Source organism: Sorangium sp. So ce448 (genome assembly GCF_051520915.1).
GTDB classification, from domain to species: Bacteria; Myxococcota_A; Polyangia; order Polyangiales; family Polyangiaceae; genus Sorangium; species Sorangium cellulosum_B.
Map to the genome: position 1 here is coordinate 9,019,605 of NZ_CP150343.1, position 13,301 is coordinate 9,032,905.

General features: G+C 72.3%; 10 protein-coding genes. 5 read left to right on the forward strand and 5 right to left on the reverse strand.

The window, feature by feature from the left end; all coding sequences use genetic code 11:
- Nucleotides 1–318 precede the first annotated feature (318 nt).
- Nucleotides 319–876, reverse strand: coding sequence for a ribosome recycling factor (frr, locus tag WMF45_RS34100; RefSeq protein ID WP_437709457.1), 558 nt, complete (start codon nt 874–876; stop codon nt 319–321).
- 263 nt (nt 877–1,139) lie between these two features.
- On the opposite strand from frr, the gene WMF45_RS34105 reads away from it, so the two are divergent.
- The 5 genes from WMF45_RS34105 (at nt 1,140) to WMF45_RS34125 (ending at nt 7,044) form a co-directional block, all read left to right on the forward strand.
- The gene (locus WMF45_RS34105; RefSeq protein ID WP_437709459.1) at nt 1,140–2,624 is read left to right on the forward strand and encodes a sigma-54-dependent transcriptional regulator; all 1,485 of its coding nucleotides are present in this window, start codon (nt 1,140–1,142) and stop codon (nt 2,622–2,624) included.
- Nucleotides 2,625–2,719: 95 nt separating this feature from the next.
- Nucleotides 2,720–3,193, forward strand: coding sequence for a peroxiredoxin (locus WMF45_RS34110; RefSeq protein ID WP_437709461.1), 474 nt, complete (start codon nt 2,720–2,722; stop codon nt 3,191–3,193).
- A gap of 9 nt (nt 3,194–3,202) precedes the next feature.
- Nucleotides 3,203–3,862, forward strand: a complete 660-nt coding sequence (locus WMF45_RS34115; protein WP_437709463.1) for a DNA-3-methyladenine glycosylase — start codon at nt 3,203–3,205, stop codon at nt 3,860–3,862.
- A 67-nt stretch (nt 3,863–3,929) separates the two neighbouring features.
- Nucleotides 3,930–5,123, forward strand: a complete 1,194-nt coding sequence (locus tag WMF45_RS34120) for a hypothetical protein (RefSeq protein ID WP_437709465.1) — start codon at nt 3,930–3,932, stop codon at nt 5,121–5,123.
- A gap of 58 nt (nt 5,124–5,181) precedes the next feature.
- Nucleotides 5,182–7,044, forward strand: coding sequence for a DUF885 domain-containing protein (locus WMF45_RS34125; protein ID WP_437709467.1), 1,863 nt, complete (start codon nt 5,182–5,184; stop codon nt 7,042–7,044).
- Nucleotides 7,045–7,195: 151 nt separating this feature from the next.
- On the opposite strand, the gene WMF45_RS34130 is transcribed toward WMF45_RS34125, so the two are convergent.
- From WMF45_RS34130 to WMF45_RS34145, 4 genes are all read right to left on the reverse strand, one after another.
- The gene (locus tag WMF45_RS34130; RefSeq protein ID WP_437555533.1) at nt 7,196–8,788 is read right to left on the reverse strand and encodes a peptide chain release factor 3; all 1,593 of its coding nucleotides are present in this window, start codon (nt 8,786–8,788) and stop codon (nt 7,196–7,198) included.
- Between the two features lie 289 nt (nt 8,789–9,077).
- On the reverse strand, nt 9,078–9,728 hold the full coding sequence (locus tag WMF45_RS34135; protein ID WP_437709469.1) for a hypothetical protein: 651 nt from the start codon (nt 9,726–9,728) through the stop codon (nt 9,078–9,080).
- 182 nt (nt 9,729–9,910) lie between these two features.
- Complete coding sequence (locus tag WMF45_RS34140; RefSeq protein ID WP_437709471.1) at nt 9,911–11,776, reverse strand: NAD(P)/FAD-dependent oxidoreductase; 1,866 nt, start codon at nt 11,774–11,776, stop codon at nt 9,911–9,913.
- Nucleotides 11,777–11,787: 11 nt separating this feature from the next.
- A complete protein-coding gene (locus WMF45_RS34145) occupies nt 11,788–13,125 on the reverse strand; it encodes a wax ester/triacylglycerol synthase domain-containing protein (RefSeq protein WP_437709473.1) in 1,338 nt (445 codons plus the stop codon).
- Nucleotides 13,126–13,301 lie beyond the last annotated feature (176 nt).

The window sequence follows — 13,301 nt, forward strand, 5'->3', positions numbered from 1 at the left end:
CTGGGCTGGTCCCGGGCACGCCTCGCCCCGTGGCGCTCGGACGCAAGCGCCGGCGCGGGCACGGCCGCGGGTCGCGCGAGGGCAGGACAAGAAGGCTGCGAGGCGTCGCCAGGCCGGGCCGGGCTCGGCGCGCGCGGCGTCACGACACGCCGGGGCGCTGCCGGCGGGCGATGTCGCGCATCACACGCCGCCACGCCGCCGCGCCCCCCTCCGCGAAGGGCCCGGCCCCATCGCGGGCCGCGGGGAGGGGCGACCGCACGGCGCTCCGGTCTGCCAAGCTCGGTCGCCGACCCCCGCGCCGCGCGGCCAAGGGCCCGCTCACACGTCCAGGATGTCCTTTTCCTTGCCGGCGATCACCGTGTCGACCTGCTTCGTCCCCTCGGCCACCACGTCGTCGACCTTCTTCTTGGCCCGGTCGGCCTCGTCGCCGCTGACGTCACCGTCCTTCTCGAGCGAGTCGATCATCTCGTTCGCGTCCCGGCGGTGCTTCCGGATGGCGACTTTAGCGTCCTCTCCGTTCTTCTTCGTCAGCTTCACCATCTCCCTGCGCCGCTCCTCCGTGAGCGGCGGGATCGGGAGTCGGATGAGATCCGCGTCCACCTGGGGATTCAGGCCGAGATCGCTCTCCCGGATCGCCTTCTCGATCGCTTTCACCTGGTTCTTCTCCCAGGGCTTGACGCTGATGAGCCGCGGCTCCGGCACGGACACCGTGGCCATCTGCACGATCGGCGTCGGCACGCCGTAGTAGTCGATGCGGATGCCGTCGAGCATGGCCGCGTTCGCGCGCCCGGTGCGCACCTTCGCCAGGTCTCGCCGGAGAGCTTCGATGGCCTTCTCGATCCCTTCGCGCAGCTCCTTGATGACGTCCTCGAGCATGATCCGGCTTCCTCCGTGTGGGGCTCGCCCAGCCCGCCCTCTTCGCGGGCGGGGGCGGAGCTTACCGCGTATTTCCGGGCCGGCGGAGAAATCGATCCGCCTGACATCGCCGGCGTCGCGGTCGGAAGAGCGCTCGCCTCCGCCTGGGCGCATGCGGACGCGCACGCGCCCGAGCGCCGCCGCGCCGTCCCCCCGCCGAGCGCGCCACCCCCACTGTCGCGATCGTGCCGAGCTGTAGTAACTCTGGGAGGCAGGGCGACCCGATGCGCGATCTGGACTGGAACAGCTTCGACGTCCTCGTCGTCGACGACGAGCAGGACAACCTCGACGCGTTCCGGTTCGCCTTCAGGAAGTCGTTCAAGATCCATTATGCGCTGGGCGGCGCCGAGGCCCTCTCGCTCCTCGATCGCCTCGATCCCGCGGTGATCGTGGCGGACCAGCGAATGCCGGGGATGAGCGGTATCGAGTTCCTCAAGCAGGCGAAGGAGCGGCGGCCCGACGCGGCGGGCGTGCTGCTCACCGCCTACGCGGACATGACGGTGCTCATCGACGCGGTCAACTCGGGCGCGGTCGACCGGTACGTCCAGAAGCCCTGGAACTCGAAGGAGCTCGCCGTCATCCTCCGGCAGGCGATCGTCGGGGTCGCCACCCTCCGGGAGAACCGGCGGCTGCGCGAGCAGCTCGCGCAGTACGCGGGCTACCTCGAGCGCGAGCAGCGGGACCCGATCGATTTCGGCGAGATCGCCGGCGAGAGCGAGGCCATGCGCGAGGTCGCCGCCCGGATCGGCGAGGTGGCGAAGGCGGCGACGCACGTGCTGATCGAGGGCGAGGAAGGGGCGGAGAAGGAGGTCGTCGCCCGGGCGATCCACGTGGGCTCCCCCCGGGAAGAGCAGCCGTTCGTCAAGGTGACCTGCGCCGCGTTCCGGGGCGACACGCTCGAGCGGGAGCTGTTCGGCTGGCGGCGAGGCGCCTTCGACGGCGCGTTCGCCGAGCGCGCAGGCCGGCTCGAGCTCGCCCACCGGGGGACGATCTACCTCGACGAGCCGGCGCCGCTCACGCCCTCGCTCCAGGCGAGGCTGCTCCGCGTGCTCACCGACGGCGAGGTCGAGCGGCTCGGGTCGACGGAGACGACGCGCGTCGACGTGCGCGTCGTGCTGTCGCTCACGCCCGGCATCGACGAGGCCTGGGCGCGCGCGGGCGTGCTGCCCGAGCTCGTCTCCCGGCTCTCGGTGTTCCCGCTCAGGCTGCCCCCGCTCAGGGAGCGGCGCGAGGACATCCGCGCGCTCGCCGAGCACTTCCTGCGCAAGGTCGCGCGGCGCAACGCCCGCGCGGCCACCGCGCTGTCGGAGGAGGCGATCGCGAAGCTCGCGGCGTACACGTGGCCGGGGAACACGCGGGAGCTGGAGAACGTGGTCGAGCGCGCCGCCATCCTGTCGCGCGGCGACGTGATCCTGCCCGAGCACCTCGCGTTCACGGCGCGCGCGCAGCCGGCCGAACCGCCCGCGCGCGCGCCCAGGGCCGCCGCGCCGGCGGAACCGGAGGCGGACCCGGCCGGAAGAGAGCCCGCCGCGCCCGCGTGCGCGCGGCCAAGGCTCGACCTGAGCTCCCAGCTCGACGACATCGAGCGGCGGGAGCTCCTCGCCGCCCTGGACCGCTGCGGAGGGAACAAGGCGGAGGTCGCGCGGCAGTTCGGCATGCAGCGCACGACCCTCTATTACAGGCTGAAGCGGCTCGGAATCGAAGGTTGAAGAGGGTCGACGACGGTCGACGACGGCCCCGCCGCGACGCCGCGGCGCGTGGCCACGGTCGACGCCGGGGGCGACTTGCGGCAGATTGCGTCGGCATGCTGAAGGTCGGCGAGCGCGCGCCGGAGATCGACACGCTGGCCATCGACGGCCAGCGCTTCGTGCTGTCGGCGCAGGGTGGGCTCTGCACGGTCGTGTACTTCTTCCCGAAGGCCTTCACGCCCGACTGCACCGTCGAGGCCCAGCTCTTCCGCGACAACCACGCCGAGATCGCGCTCGCGGGCGCCAGCATCGTCGGCGTCAGCACCGACGACCACAGGACGCAGTGCCGGTTCGCCGAGGCGCAGAAGGTCCCTTACCCGATGATCGCCGACCGCGATCGCAGCGTGTGCCGCGCCTACGGCGTCCTCTGGCCGCTCATCGGCCTCGCCCGGCGGATCACCTACGTCGTCACGCCCGCCCTGGAGATCGCGGCGGTCTTCCACCACGAGTTCCAGGCCCGGAAGCACCGCGACGACGTGCTCTCGTTCATCGACAGGCGCTTCCGGGCGGCGCGCCCCCGCGCGGAGTGAGTGAGCGCGGTGCCCGCCGTGCGTCCCGCCCCCGAGCCCCGCGCGCCCGGCGAAGGCGCCGCGCTCCTCGAAGGAGCGGCGCCGCTGCCGCGTGACTTCTACGCTCGCCCCGCGCTCGTCGTCGCGCGGGCGTGCATCGGCAAGGTGCTCGTCCACACGACGCCCGAGGGCACCGCCGCCGGACGCATCGTCGAGACCGAGGCGTACCGCGGCCCGGAAGACCTCGCCGCGCACAGCGCGGGCGGGCGACGGACCGTGCGGACGGAGGTCATGTTTGGCCCGGCGGGCTATGCGTATGTGTTCCAGCTCTACGGCATGCACTGGGCGTTCAACATCGTCGTGGCCTCCGAGGGAGAGCCGCACGCTGTCCTCATCCGCGCCATCGAGCCGATGGTCGGCCTCCCGCTCATGAGCCGCCGGCGGGGCGTCGCGTCTGGGCGGATCGAGCTCACCAACGGGCCGGGGAAGCTGTGCAAGGCGCTGGGGCTCGACCGCTCCGCGTACGGGATGGATGTCTGCGGAGCGCAGCTCTCGCTGCTGCCCGGCGCTGCTGGGCCCATCGGCAGGTCGCCTCGCATCAACGTCGACTATGCAGGTGCGTGGGCGAAGAAGCCGTGGCGATTCTACGAACGCGGCAATCGCTATGTCTCCGTTCCGCCTCGCCATTGAGCGGACGTGAGGGCGCGAGCGCTCGAAGCGCTCGCGCCCGGCCCCGGGATCGCGCGACAATGGGCTCATGGGATTCTGGCCTTTCGGGGGGCGTGAACCTGCCAACGTCGAGAGCGCGTCGCAGGTTGTCACGGCGGGCACGCATCGGGAGACCCTGCGGGGAAAGTTAACGCTCTATTTCAAGGAGCCGCAGACGCGGAGCGCCGCGGACAGGGCCGCGGAGCGGTGCGCGCAGATCGCCGGTGACCTGCTGCGCGAGACCGCAGAGCGCGAGGCGCTCCTCGGCAAGGAGGCGGAGCTCGCCGCGGCCATCGCGGCCCGCGCGCCGCGCGGCCTCCCGGGGCTCCGCGCGATCGAGCTCGCGTCGCTGCACGTCGTGACCGAGCGCACCACGCAGTCGCGGCGCGGCGAACCGACGCCGCCCGTCCAGGATCCCACGCGGCTCGCGGGCGCGCGCACGCCGTCGAACAAGCCCTCGCCGGGCGGCGTGAGCCGGACCACCAGCGTGCCGCCGGCCAGCAGCCGCGCCTTGGCGCAGGCTCCCGGCGCGCTGCCGACCGTCGGTCGCAACACGCCGTCGAGCATCCCGCCGCCCATCAGCGTGCGCTCGCCGCCGAGCTCCGGCGCGCAACGCGCCCGCGCCGCCGGAGCGGGCGCCGCGCGGGCGTCGAGCCCGGGGCTCATCGGCTCGCCCCCCACCGTGATCGCGGCCGCGCTCTCGCCGCTCCTGCGCGACGCGTCCACGCGGCTGCTCCTCGGATGCCTGCGGGCGCACGATCTGATCATCGTGCGCCGCGTCGCGATCGATCCTGGCGCCGCCGATCAGCTGGCCACGCTGCTGCCCGTCTCGGAGGCGCCGCCGGGTGAGTTCGAGGCGAGCCGGGCCGCCGAGCTCTCCCGCTGGCACACGGTGCTCGGCTCGCCCGTGATCAGCCAGCTGCGCACGGAGTCGTGCGCGATCAGCGCGCAGAAGGCCCGGGTCGCGCTGGGCGCCGCGAACATCGCGGCGGGCGTCGCGGGGGAGCTGATCGACGCGCTCTGCCGCACCGCCTTCCCGGGCCTCGCGCTGTCGAGCGCGCACATCGATCGCTACGCGGAGCAGGATCTGAACGAGCTGGCGGCCGAGAGCGTGGCGCGCATCCTCCGGCACCCGAACTCGAAGCCGCTCCGCCTCGCGCTCGGCCCGCTGCTCGACGCGGTGCACGGCGACGTGGACGGCATCTCCCGCCTCGCGAAGGCCTCGCTCGGCAGCGCGCACTGAGGCCGATGCCACCGCTCGGCGCGTTCCCTTCTCGGCGGGCTGGCGCTAGGAGGCGCAGGTGCGACACCATGATCTCTCCCATGAGCTCTCTTTCTCCCGCAGATCGCTCCGCGGCCACCTCTCCCTGCTCGTCGCGCTGCTCTGCGCGTGCGGGCCGGCCGAGCGCGCCGCGCCGCCCGCGCAATCCGTCACGAAGGCGGCCGTGGTGAGCCCGGCCGACGCTCGATCCGACGCGGAGGCCGGCGCAGAGGCCGGCGCCGAGCAGGCGCTCGCGGCCTTGTCGGCGCGCGTGCTCGAGGAGTACCTGCGCGACGAGCCGGTCCGCGCCACCGAGGCGGGGGACCACCGGTACGACGCCGTGTGGCCGGACGTCACCGCGCAGGGCGAGGCCGCGCGCCGGCGCACGATCGAGGCGGCGCTGGCCGAGCTCGGGGCGCTGCCCGCGGCGCGCCTCGGCGTCCAGAGCCGCGTCGACGCGGCGATGATCGAGAACCAGCTGCGCTCCTCGCTGTTCGCGATCGACGAGCTCCGCGAGGCGACGTGGAACCCGATGGTGTACACGGGCCTCGTCGGCGACGGGCTCGATCCCCTGATCACGAGGAGCTTCGCGCCGCTCGAGGAGCGCCTGCGGAGCCTCGGGGGTCGCCTCTCGGGCATCCCCGCGCTCGTGCGTGCGGCGGAGCAGCGCCTCACGGCGCCGCCGCCGCGCATCCACACCGAGACGGCGATCGCGCAGAACAAGGGGCTCATCGCGCTCTGCAAGTCCGAGCTGCCGGCGCTGTTCGCGTCGGCCCCGGCGCAGCAGGCCGAGCTCGACGCGGCCGCGAGCGCGGCGGCGGCGGCGCTCGAGGGCTTCCAGGTGTTCCTCGAGAAGGACCTGCTCCCGAGGAGCAACGGCGACTTCCGGCTGGGCCGCGCGCGCTTCGAGAAGAAGCTCCGGTTCACGCTGGACGACGCGGCCATCGACGTCGACGGCGTGGTCGCGAGCGCCCGCGCCCTGCTCGCGGCGACGCACGCCGAGATGCTCGAGACCTCGAGGGAGCTCTGGCCGACGCTCTTCGGGAAGCAGCCCTTCCCGAGGGTCGAGGCGCAGGACGAGAAGATGGCCGCGATCAGGAAGGTGCTCGACGCGCTCGCGGCCGATCACCCGACGAACGCGACCATCGTGAAGGCGTCCGAGAAGCTCCTCGCGGAGGCGACCGACTTCGTCCGCGCGCGCGACCTCGTGCGCATCCCGGAGGAGCCCTGCCGGGTGATCGAGATGCCCGAGTACCGCCGCGGGGTCGCGATCGCCTACTGCGACGCGTCCGGCCCGCTCGAGGCGAAGCAGGAGACGTTCTTCGCGATCGCGCCGACGCCGAAGGACTGGCCGAAGGCGCGCGTGGACTCGTTCTACCGCGAGTACAACTCGAGCATGCTCGCCGACCTCACCGTCCACGAGGCGATGCCGGGCCACTTCCTGCAGCTCATGCACAACAACAGGTTCCCCTCGAAGGTCCGCGCGGTCTTCTCGAGCGGCCCGTTCGTCGAGGGCTGGGCTGTCTACACCGAGTGGCTGATGGCGCACCACGGCTTCGGCGGCCCGAAGGTGCGGATGCAGCGCCAGAAGATGGTGCTGCGCATGTCGGTGAACGCCCTCCTCGACCACGGGGTGCACGCGGGCGCGATGGGCGAGGAGGAGGCGCTTGCGCTCATGACGAAGGACGCCTTCCAGGAGGAAGGCGAGGCCGTCGGCAAGTGGCGGCGCGCCCGGCTCACGAGCGCGCAGCTCACCACGTACTTCCACGGCTTCACCGAGATGATGCGCCTGCGCGCCGAGCACGAGCGCAAGCCGGGCTTCACCGAGCGCGCCTACCACGACCGGCTGCTCAGCCACGGCTCGCCCTCCGTGCGGCACCTCCCGGCGCTGCTCGCGGAGTAGCCCCCCCGGGCCCCCCACGAAGCAGAGCGACGCTCACCCGCACAGGAGACGGGTCCAGATCGGCGTTTTCGGCGCGCAAGCGCACTCCACTGCGCTGAGCACCGAAAACGCCGAGGTGGGCCCGTCTCCGAAGCGGGTGCGCGTCGCTCGGTCAGACGGGGCTGATCGAGCCACCGAGCTCGACGAAGCGCGCCTTGGGGAACGCCTTCTGGCAGGCATCGAGCTGCCAGTCGCCCTTGAAGAGCACGACCGCGTTCCCGTGCACGTCGAGGGCGCCGTAGCCGTAGAGGTTCGACTCGAGCTCGGCGAGGGGCACCGGCTCGCCCTCGACCCAGCGGGCCAGGCTGAACGAGAGCCGCTCGATCCGGGCGTCGACGCCGTACTCGGCCGCGAGGCGGTGCTTCACGACGTCGAACTGGAGCTCGCCCACGACCCCCAGGATCGCCTCGCCCTCCCGCCCCTCGGGCGGCCGGAAGAGCTGGACCGAGCCCTCCTGCGCGAGCTGCTCGAGCCCCTTCTTGAGCTGCTTGCGCTTCATGGGATCGATCATGACGACGCGGGCGAACTGCTCCGGCGGGAACTGCGGCAGCGCGGCGTACTTCACGGGCGAGCCGCTGCAGAGCGAGTCGCCGATGAGGAAGAGCCCCGGATCGAAGACGCCGATGATGTCGCCCGCGAAGCCGTCCTCCACGAGCGTGCGCTCCTGGGCCATGAACTGCACCGGGTTGGTGAGCCGGATGTCGCGGCCGAGGCGCACGTGGTGCACCTTCATGCCGCGCTCGTAGCGGCCGGAGCAGACGCGGAGGAACGCGATCCTGTCGCGGTGGGCCCGGTCCATGTTCGCCTGGATCTTGAAGACGAACGCGGTGAAGCGGTCGTCGTCCGGGGCGATGGGGCCCTTGTCGCTGCCGCGCGGCGCGGGCGGGGGCATGAGCTCGATGAACGCGTCCAGGAACTGCGGCAGGCCGAAGTTGGTGATGGCGCTGCCGAAGAACATGGGCGTGACCTCGCCGCGGGCGAGCTTGTCGCGATCGAGCGCGTCGCCGGCGGCGTCGATGAGCTCGATGTCCTCGCGCAGCTGGCGGGCGCCCTCCTCGTCGAGCGCCTCGACGAGCTCGGGCGCGTCGAGCGACACGACCTCCATCGGGGCGATCTCGGCGCCGTGCGCGACGAGCTCGAAGAGGAAGACCTGCTTGCGCTCGCGGTGGTAGACGCCGCGGAACTTGCCGCCCGCCGAGATGGGCCAGGTGACCGGATAGACGCCGATGCCGAGGACCTCCTCGACCTCGCCGATCAGCTCGAACGGGTCGCGCCCGGGGCGGTCGAGCTTGTTCACGAAGGTGAAGATCGGCATCTGCCGGAGCTTGCAGACGCGGAAGAGCTTCTTCGTCTGCGTCTCGACGCCCTTCGCGCAGTCGAGGATCATGATGGCGGCGTCGGTCGCCATCAGCGCGCGGTAGGTGTCCTCGCTGAAGTCGGCGTGGCCAGGGGTGTCGACCAGGCTCAGGAGCCGGCCCTTGTACGGGAACTGGAGAACGCTGGTGGAGATGGAGATGCCGCGCTCGCGCTCCATCTCCATCCAGTCGCTGACGGCGTGGGCGCGCGCCTTCTTGGCCTTCACGGCGCCGGCGAGCTGGATGGCACCTCCGTAGAGCAGGAGCTTTTCGGTTAGGGTGGTCTTGCCAGCGTCGGGGTGGGAGATGATCGCGAACGTCTTTCGACGGGCGATCTCGCGGGTGAGCATCGGGTCGGGCACAGCGGCGCGGCAGGATAGAGTCCGTGGGGGCTGCGTCAACCCAAGGGGCGACGGAGCCAGGGCGGACGGGGGTGGTGCGCGAGCGGGCGGCGGGGGTCCCCCCACGAACTCGGGCCTTTTGGGGGGCTGGTGCCGCGCTGGACGGGGGACTCGGTCAGAGAGGGGGCGCTGCGAGGCGGGCCGGCCCTCGGGTTCGTGGGGCCCACCCCCGCCGCCCGCTCGCGCACCACCCCCGCCCGCCCTGGCTCTTTGTAAGGGGGTCTTTGTAAGGGGCTCGTTATTTCGGGGCGCGAAGGGAGAGGGAGACGGTCACGCCTACGGGGTCGGCGCTGGGCGTGCCGATGGGCTTGTTCTTGAGGAGCTGACGGATGCAGCGCTGCGCGTCGGGGGTGACGCCACGTGAGTCGAGGATCTCGACACCCTCGGCGCGGCCGCGCACCCGGACGAGGAACTGGACCTTGATGCTGCCCGACGCGCCAGAGAGGCCGCCATTGTCGGCAACACACTTCGCCAGGTCGGGGGCGACCTTTTCTAGCCGCTTGGCCACGTTCGGGACGTCACCGTTCATGAACTCGGGCTCCTTGATCTCCACGAGAGGGAGCGGCGCCGACACGATCGATGCGTCAGGCACGCCGCCGTCGATGGGGCCGGCGTCGCCGGGAACACCGCCGTCAGACGGGGGGGCGCCGCCGTCGGGAGGGGGCGGCTCGGGCTGCGGCGACGGCGGGAGCCAGCCGGCATCCGCCTCGCCCGGCTCGAGGCAACGCACGAAGCCACGGTGCGGATCCTCCAGCGCTCCGTGCGGACAGCGCGGAGCGCCGCCAGCGTCAGGCGCCGACGCCGTGATCCACCCCTGCTCCGGCGGCTCCTGCCGCGGCGGCGCGCCGCCCTCGGCGACCGCGCCGACGCAGGCGCCGACAGCGCCCATCGACAGCGCCACAGAGATCGCCCACTGACCCAGACGCCCACCTGCTGCTCTCCACCGCATCGGCCGTTGTGATACTGCGGAACGGGCGCGCGTACAGGAGAAACCGCGGGCAGCCCGTCGACGCAGCCGCGAGGCGCTCGCCGACGGCGACGACCGCGGTCCCGGAGCCCGCGAGAGCGGGCTCAGAGGGCGATGTGGGCGAGCGATCCCGCCGAGACGTCCCAGAGCGCCCGCGCCCGGGACAGGGCGTCCGCATGCGCCTTGGTCCCCTCGGCGGGCCCTGTCACGGAGATCACGCCGCTCGCCCCGAGCTCGATCCGCTCGATGCCCGCGTCCGGGAGCTCTTCGCGGAGCTCCTTCGTCATCCGCTCGCCGATGCGCTGGAGGAGGCGCGCGAGCCGCTCAGGCGCGATGTCCCGGAACACGAGCACCTGGGGGAGCGTGAGCTCCGAGACGAGGCGAGCGCGGTCGGAGAGGCCCTGCTCTCCGAGCCGCCTCTCGACGAGCGCCGCGAACACGCTGCCGTAGGCCCGGTCGACCTGCTCCCGCCGGAAGCGCTCGTCGATGGCCGGTCCGAGCCGCGTCTCCAGCTGCGCGACGCCGTTCAGCCCGTTGGCGAAGCGCCCCTCGTTCTGCGCGAAGTACTCCCCGCGCGCGCGCAGGTCGCTCGCCAGCGACGCGAAGTGCTCGCCCATCGTCGACAGGGCGCGCAGCACGAGATCGGTGAACCTGAGCTCCTCCCGGATCCAACCGACGTCCGTCACCCGGTCGGCCATGAACGGCCAGACGACGAGGTTGTAGTAGTTGTTGAAGTCGAGGAGGTACTTCAGCCGATAGAGCTCGAAGCTGCCGAACACCGGATACATGCGCTCATAGAGCCGGAGCGTGCTGTCGTACTTGAACCGGTAGTACGCGTCGTAGGCCGCGACCTTCTCCTCGAACCCGGCGCGGTCGCCGCGGACGTCGGAGAGGATCATCTGCGTGATGAACTCGTTCGCGGTCGCGATGAAATCGGAGCCGGGGCTGTAGAAGGGATCGGTGAACGCGCCGGCCTCGCCGGTGACGGCGTAACGGTCGGTCGAGAAATACTGCTCCGCGTGGTACGGCAGGTGGGCATAGCTCTGGAAATCCTCGAGCTCCGCCCCCTCGAGCAGCTCGCGCGCGGCGCGGTGGGCGCCGAGGAAGCGCTCGAACTCCGCGCGCGTGCGCGGCCCGGGCAGCGCCCCGGCCGGCACGTTGCCTGCGCCGATCCGGTCCTTGTCGAACACGACGCCCACGCTCATCAACGCGGGTCGGGGATCCGCGTTCGCGGTCCCCTCCAGATCACCGGCGAGCGGGATGAACCAGATCCAGTACCCGTCGTACATGAAGTGGTTCGTCGACAGGTGGCGCGACGTGTACCGCGCGCGCGACCGCCACGCCGCGTCGGTGACCCCATCGAGCCCCGCGACGCCGCGGTAGCGCCCCCACGCGGCCGCCGTGTTGAGCCGCGCCTCCTTGTGCACCTTCACGCCGAGCTTGCGGAAGAGCACGTGCCGCCGCCCGGAGGCGTCGCAGACCCAGCGGCAGGCGACCTCGCGCCGCTCGCCGCCCTGCTCGTAGACGACCGTGTGCCGGCCGCGCCCGTCGATCGCGACGTCGACCACCTTGGCGCCGAGCTCGACCTCGGCGCCCGCGGCGCGGTTCATGGTCACGAGATCGCGCTCCAGCCGCGCGCGCTCGAGCTGGAAGCTCGGGTGGAACGGCATGTGGTCGGAGCCGATCTCGCTCATCCGGGGCAGCGGGAGATCCTTGTCCGGAGAGTCGAAGAAGAAGCGGAGCCCGTTCTTGGGCAGCTGGTGCTGGTAGAGGTACGTGCCGAGGTTCAGCCGGCGAACCATGTAGTTCGCCGCGACCTCCACCGTGCTCTCGCCGACCTTGTAATCCTCCATCGCCTCGGCGGCCTCGAGCACGAGGACCCCGAGGTCGGGGCACGCGAGGCGGAGCTGCCGCGCGAGGAAGCCGCCGGCGATGCCGCTGCCGATGATGACGATATCGAACGTGCGCATGACGAGAGCCCTTATACCGCGCCGCCGCCCGGCGGCGCGGGCTCTCCGAGCAGCTCGGCGCGGAGCGCGCCCGGCATCGCCTCCACCTCGTCCGGACGGAGCAGCCCGTCGCCGTGGATGATCGACGCCGAGAGGCGACCGCCGAAGCGGCTGAAGATCACCTGGAAGCCCGGCGGCGCGACGACCGCGGGCAGCGGGTACGCCGAGCGCACCGGGAGCCCCGCGAACCGCTCCACCGTCACCGCGCCGGGGTTCGAGACGATCAGCGAGGCGAGCTCACCCTGGAAGGGCTGGTCCCCCAGCCAGCGGTAGATCGGGCCGGGGAGCCAGCGGGCCAGATCGAGCGCGGCGATCATGGCGAGATCGAGCCTGTCGCGCACCACGGCGCGCTGCTGCTCGGCGAGGCGGGCCACCGCGCGCGCGTCGTCGTGGAGCTCGTCGCGGCCGAGCGAGAGCAGGGCCATCGTGAGGTGATTGCCGAAGAGCCGCCGCGCCCCCCCCTTGGGGTCGAGCGAGAGGGGCAGCGGGATCACGTGGTGCGGCGGGGCGAAGCCGCGGCCCGCGAGCGCCCGGTCGGCGAGCCGCGTCGCCGCGATCAGCATGAGGCTCGTCTCGGCGAGCCGCGCGCGCTGGCGCACCCGGAGATCGAAGGCGCGGGTCTCCTCCGCCGAGAGCGTGAGCCGGAGGACGCGCGAGGCCGAGGGCCGCACCTGAGGACAGGCGCGCGCGAGCGACAGGATGGGCGCGCGGCCGAGCGACAGCACGTGGGCCTTGTACGCGCGCGCCAGCGCGACCCGCTCGTCGCGATCCATGGCAGCCAGCAGGCGCTCCGGCGCGTCATGCCGCTCCTGCCGCGGCGGCGGGTCGTCGGGCGCGTCGCCGCTCCCGGAGCCCAGCCAGGCGGCGAGCCGATCCGCGCCCCTGCCATCCGTCAGCGCATGGTGGTGGCGGAGCACGACCGTATCGCCGTCGCCCACGTCGCGCACGACGTCGAGCGCCCACGGCCGCTCCGCGGAGGTCCGGTCCGCGAGCAGCGCCTCGAGGCGCGCCGCGCGCTCGCGCTCGCCCGCCACCTCGTGGAGGCGCAGCCCGGGGGCGCGCCGGTGGTGATCGACGACCCAGCGGGGCCGCCCCGCCCGCCCGAGCACGCTGTTGTCCAGCCGGAACCGGAGCTCGGGGAGCGCCCGGGTCGCGCGCTCGATCCGCACCGCGAGCCGCGCCAGATCGAGGCGACCGTCGAGCTCGATCACGAACAGGCAGTGGTTGCCCGCCTGGCCGCGCGATCGCATGGCGCGATCGTTCATGAGGTGGAAGAAGTCGATCCCCCCGAGCAGAACGGGCGATGTCATGGTCTCCGCGAGGCACCGCCGATCAGGGGGAGCCGCGCGCGACCCTAGCAGCCACGCGGGCCGCACGACAGCGCCCGCAGGCGCGGGATCACCCATCCTCGCCGCGCACGCCGCGCGCCCGCGCAAGAAAACGAAAGTATCCACGCTGTGGATACATGGCTCATCGTATATTCTCG